Genomic DNA, 3,807 nt, shown 5'->3' with positions numbered 1-3,807 from the left:
CCAACCGCACGAGAAAGGCCCCGCCCGTGAGGGCGGGGCCTTTCTCGTCGATCGGGAGCAGGGCGGGGCCTAGGAGAACGGGTTGTGTGCGGCCCTCTGGTAGCCCTTGATGGCGGGGTAGGTGAACAGCAGCACGGCCCCGATCGACCACAGCGCCGTCTTGATCAACGGCTCCGCGACCGGTCCGCCCAGGGTCAGGCCCTTCATCGTGTCGATCGCGCACGACATGGGCTGGTTCTCGACGAAGTTCTGCAGCCACGTCGGGTAGGCCGCGGTCGGCACGAACCCGGAGTTGAAGAACATCATCAGGGTGCACAGCAGCGAGAGGAGCTCCACCAACGGCGCCTTGGCCGCCATCACCGACAACATCGTGACCAGTGTCGCGAAGCCCAGTCCCAGCAGGAGCGGGACGAACAGCATGCCGACGGCCGCGAGGAAGCCCTGTGTGAACCGGAACCCGAGCGGGATCGCCACCAGCACGATCAGCACAGTCGTGATCATGATGCGCACCGACTCGGCGATCAGGCGGCTCACCAGGCCGGCGGCCCGGTGCATCGGGAGGATCCAGAAGCGCGCGAGCAGCCCGGTCTTCCACTCCTTCTTGAGTGAAAGGCCACTGGCGATGCAGCCGAACATGGCGCCGACCAGGGTCATCATCGGGGCGGTGCCGAAGATGCTGTTCACCCCGGTCGCCTTGGTGATCGAGATGCCCAGCACGGCCCAGAACATGAGCATGGTGACGGCGGGGTAGATGACCGCCTGCAGGATGGTGAACGGGTCGCGGAGCCAGCCGCGGAGCAGCCTGCCCGCCTGCAGCAGGCTGTGCTCGTAGAGGGCAGGCCAGGACGTCTCGGACGGTGGGTCGGTGACGACCGGAAAGCCTTGGGTGGCCGGGGTGGCCACCCGGGTCTGAAGGTCGGTCATCCTCGCCTCACGTTCGCCCAGATCGACAGCGGGACCGCCAGGACCAGCAGACCCGCGCACCACAGCAGCGATGGTGTCAGCTGGTGCAGGGTGATGCCGCCCTCGGCCATCGACCGCATCGAGACCGAGAACTGCGAGATCGGCTGGTTACGGACGAAGCCCTGAGACCACTCGGGGAATTGGGACTCAGGAACGAATCCGCTCGAGAACATGCCCAGGATGAGCTGCGGGAGGGTCAGCGACTGGCTGGTGATCTCGGGACTCTTGGTCAGGGTTCCGAGGGCGTCGCCCGCCATCGCGAGGGTCATGCCGACGCCGAGCGCCATCACGCAGAAAACCACCGCGAGTGATGTGCCGCCGACGAAGCGGAACCCGATGACGTAGCCGTAGGTGACCGCGGCGGCCAGCGAGATCACCGCATGGATGAACATCGCGGTCACCCGCGAGGCCAGCGGGACCGCGGGGAAGATCGGCATCGTCTGGAACCGCGCGTTCATCCCGTTCGACGCTTCGGACGCGGCGCGGCCCGCCGCGGAGATGGCCGTGAACGCCATGGCCTGCAGCACGATGATCGGCATCACGAACTGTGCGTAGTCGATGCCCTGGACCTTCATGACGAACTTCAGCGGCAGGTAGAAACCGAGCGTGAAGATCAGCGGTGCCAGGACCGCGACGAAGATCTGTCCGTGCGACCACATGGTGTGCACGTTGCGTCCCGACAGCGCCAGCCACTGCTGCACGCTGGACAACTGCGGCTTGCGGTGCCGCCCGGTGCGTGCGATCACGACCGGGCTGGCGGCGACCGCGGTCACGACGCAACGCTCGCTTGTTCGGATTCCTCGTCCTCGGCCCTCGTTCCGGTCAGCGCCAGGAACACGTCATCGAGCGACGGGCGGCGCAGCGCGATGTCGGCGAGCGGGATCCGCGCGATGTCGAGCCGGCGCAGCACCTCGGCGAGGGTCTGCGCGCCGTACTGCGCGGGAATCGAGAGCCGGTCGTGTCCGGTCTCGGTGATGTACTCGGGCGGAACCAGGCTCATCAGCACGTTGAAGACCCGCGGCAGGTCTGCGAGCTGCACGGGCACCACCTCGCAGTAGCTACCGCCGGTGCGCTCCTTGAGCTGGTCGGCGGTGCCCTCGGCGATCACGGTGCCCTTGTCGATGACCACGATGTTGTCGCTGAGGACGTCGGCCTCTTCGAGGTACTGCGTCGTCAGCAAGATGGTGATGCCCTGCTGCTTGAGCTCGGACACCAGCGACCACACACCCTGACGGCTGCGGGGGTCGAGGCCGGTGGACGGCTCGTCCAGGAAGACCACCTCGGGTCGGGTGACGAGGCCGCAGGCGATGTCGACGCGCCGCCGCATGCCGCCCGAGAAGCCCGACACCTTGCGGTCCGCGGCGTACCCCAGATCGAACTGGCGGAGCAGTTCCTCGGCGCGGCCCTTCGCGGACTGCTTGGTCAAACCAAGGAGTCGCCCGAAGAGCACGAGATTCTCACGGGCGGTGAGTGATTCGTCCAATGCCGCGTACTGGCCCGTCGTCATGATGCTGCGTCGCACCGAGGCGGCCTGCGTCACCACGTCATGGCCGGCCACGAACGCGCGGCCCGAGTCGGGGCGCAGCAGCGTCGAGAGCACATTGACCGTGGTGGTCTTGCCTGCGCCGTTCGGGCCCAGGATGCCGAGCACGGTCCCTCGGGGAACCTCGAAGCTGACGCCGCGCAGTGCGTGCACGTCGCCGAACGACTTCTTGATTCCCTCGACCAGGACGGCAGAGTGGGGTGAAGGCATGCACGCGAGTATGTCATGCGTCCACTTCGTGGGTGGTCGACAGCGCTGGATTCGTCACATGTTGGGGTCCGGTTCGCCTTCTCGCGGACTCGATGTCGCGACCAGTTCGTCCGTCCCGGTGTTCGGACGGTCCGTCGCCTGGCGGTTCGATGATTAAGTTAACAGAAAATCTGGATGCACTCGCGCTCTACAGATCTCATTTGTTGCCTTTGAACACGTCTTTTGAGTGACATCCCGAAAGGTCTGGTGAACCAGACCGCAGTGTGATTGCATGGCGAGCATGAGTCGACGGGCGGCAGTGACAATCCAGGATCTGGCGGGCGAGGGGATCATGCTCGCCGCGGGCGGGCGGGCGATCCTGCTCCAGGTGGCGAATCGTGGCGTCGGTCACGGGGTCGCGGACCACAGTGATTTCGCCTATCGGGCGGTCGACCGCCTGCGGACGACGATGACCTATATATATGCCGTCGTCTACGGCACCGACGAGGAGCGCGCTGCCGTCATCAGGATGGTCAACAAGGCGCACGCCAAGGTGCGTTCGGATGACTACAACGCCTTCGACCCGCAGCTCCAGCTGTGGGTGGCCGCCACCCTCTACGAGAGCGCGGTCACCCTGTACGAACGCGTCTTCGGCGCGCTCGACGACGCGAATGCCGACGCCCTGTACCGCGAGTACGCGATCCTCGGCACCGCGCTCCAGGTGCCGGACGGGCTCTGGCCGCGCGATCGCGCCGAGTTCGCCGCGTACTGGAAGCGGGAGATAGACGGTGTCGAGGTCGACGCGAAGGTCCGGGCCGTCTCGAGGGACCTCTTCCATCCGGTCCGGGCGCCCTTGCTCATCCGCGCGAATCTGCCCGCGTATCGGTGGCTGACGACCGGGCTGCTGCCCGAGCGATTGCGGCAGCAGTTCGAGCTGCCGTGGAACGAGCGGGACCGGCGCAGGTTCGATCGGGTGATGACGCTCGCATCCTGGGTGTACCCGCGGATCCCGAGGGTCGTCCGGCATGCACCCAGGTCCGTCTACCTCTGGGACATGCGTAGGCGGCTGCGCTCGCGGGGCTCGCTCTCGGCCTGACGGCGCAGCCGCCGGT

The 3,807-nt window shown here is 66.6% G+C and carries 4 protein-coding genes; 1 reads left to right on the top strand and 3 read right to left on the bottom strand.

The genetic code is table 11. The features are described from left to right. Positions 1–69 precede the first annotated feature (69 nt). Genes RM1_RS03575 through RM1_RS03565 form a run of 3 tightly spaced genes read right to left on the bottom strand, consistent with a single transcriptional unit; the run spans position 70 to position 2,716 of the window. Positions 70–924, bottom strand: coding sequence for an ABC transporter permease (locus RM1_RS03575; RefSeq protein ID WP_027503146.1), 855 nt, complete (start codon positions 922–924; stop codon positions 70–72). Continuing rightward, positions 921–1,736 (bottom strand): ABC transporter permease, encoded by an 816-nt coding sequence (locus RM1_RS03570; RefSeq protein WP_072750012.1) that lies wholly within the window; start codon positions 1,734–1,736, stop codon positions 921–923. The genes RM1_RS03575 and RM1_RS03570 overlap by 4 nt, the downstream gene beginning before the upstream one ends. Then, the gene (locus RM1_RS03565; protein WP_027503148.1) at positions 1,733–2,716 is read right to left on the bottom strand and encodes a daunorubicin resistance protein DrrA family ABC transporter ATP-binding protein; all 984 of its coding nucleotides are present in this window, start codon (positions 2,714–2,716) and stop codon (positions 1,733–1,735) included. Before RM1_RS03565 ends, RM1_RS03570 begins: the two co-directional genes overlap by 4 nt. A 271-nt stretch (positions 2,717–2,987) precedes the next feature. On the opposite strand from RM1_RS03565, the gene RM1_RS03560 reads away from it, so the two are divergent. After that, complete coding sequence (locus tag RM1_RS03560) at positions 2,988–3,791, top strand: oxygenase MpaB family protein (RefSeq protein WP_245815996.1); 804 nt, start codon at positions 2,988–2,990, stop codon at positions 3,789–3,791. Positions 3,792–3,807: the final 16 nt, after the last annotated feature.

The organism is Rhodococcus maanshanensis NBRC 100610 (assembly GCF_001894865.1).
GTDB classification, from domain to species: Bacteria; Actinomycetota; Actinomycetes; order Mycobacteriales; family Mycobacteriaceae; genus Rhodococcus_G; species Rhodococcus_G maanshanensis.
This window is presented reverse-complemented; position numbering and strand designations above follow the sequence as displayed.

Bases quoted from the DNA above. Each gene is read 5' to 3' on its own strand.
- RM1_RS03575 (WP_027503146.1), bottom strand. From the start codon at position 924: ATGACCGACCTTCAGACCCGGGTGGCCACCCCGGCCACCCAAGGCTTT.
- RM1_RS03565 (WP_027503148.1), bottom strand. From the start codon at position 2,716: ATGCCTTCACCCCACTCTGCCGTCCTGGTCGAGGGAATCAAGAAGTCG.
- RM1_RS03560 (WP_245815996.1), top strand. From the start codon at position 2,988: ATGGCGAGCATGAGTCGACGGGCGGCAGTGACAATCCAGGATCTGGCG.